This window comes from Bradyrhizobium sp. RT6a (assembly GCF_040547675.1).
Lineage (GTDB): Bacteria > Pseudomonadota > Alphaproteobacteria > Rhizobiales > Xanthobacteraceae > Bradyrhizobium.
This window is the reverse complement of the sequence record NZ_JBEPQC010000032.1, coordinates 1-1,010: the sequence shown is the minus strand read 5'-3', so window position 1 is coordinate 1,010 and position 1,010 is coordinate 1. Positions and strand designations below refer to the sequence as shown.

General features: G+C 68.2%; 1 protein-coding gene. It reads left to right on the top strand.

The window, feature by feature from the left end; genetic code table 11:
* The coding region (gene tnpC, locus ABIC03_RS39230; RefSeq protein ID WP_354066269.1) for an IS66 family transposase at positions 1-1,010 on the top strand (1,010 nt) is incomplete at both ends.

Genomic DNA, 1,010 nt, shown 5'->3' with positions numbered 1-1,010 from the left:
GCCAATGCTGCCGAGCGATCGAGCCGAGCCGCACGGCGCCGCAGGAACAGAGGAGCGCTGCCGGCGCATCTGCCGCGGGTCGAGATGCTGATCGACCTCGACGATCACGCCTGCCCGTGCTGTCAGCAGGCGCTGCACCGGATCGGCGAGGATGTGAGCGAACGACTGGATATCGTCCCGGCCCAGTTCCGGGTCCTAGTCGTAAGGCGGCCGAAGTATGCCTGCCGGGCCTGCGAGACCATGGTGCAGGCACCGGCGCCAGCGCGGCTGATCGAGGGCGGGCTACCGACCGAAGCCACCGTGGCGCAGGTACTCGTCGCCAAATATGCCGACCATCTGCCGCTGTATCGGCAGGCTCAAATTTACGCCCGCCAGGGCCTCGAGCTGGATCGCTCGACCCTGGCCGATTGGGTCGGGCGGGCAGCCTTCCTGTTGCGGCCGGTGCATGAGCGACTGCTCGCGAGGCTGAAGCAGTCGACAAAACTGTTTGCCGACGAGACCACCGCCCCGGTGCTCGATCCCGGACGCGGCCGCACCAAGACCGGCCAGCTCTGGGCCTATGCCCGCGACGACCGGCCCTGGGGCGGCACGGACCCGCCCGCCGTCGCCTATGTCTACGCTCCCGATCGCAAGGCCGAACGGCCGATCGTCCACCTCGCGGGTTTTGCCGGCATCCTCCAGGTCGACGGCTATGCCGGCTATCGGGTCCTGGCCGAGCGCGGTGACGTAGAACTGGCGTTCTGCTGGTCCCATGTGCGCCGGCGCTTCTACGAACTCGCCGCGGCCGGTCCCGCACCGATCGCCAGCGAGGCGCTCGAACGTATCGCCGGGCTCTACGTCATCGAAGCCCAGATCCGCGGCCGCACCGCCGACGAGCGTCGCGCCGTCCGCCAAGAGAAGAGCCGGCCGATCGCCGACGAGTTCGAACCCTGGCTGCGCGCCAAGCTTAGTCTGATTAGCCAGAAGACCAAACTCGCGGAGGCCATCCGATATGGGCTGTCGCGTTGGGA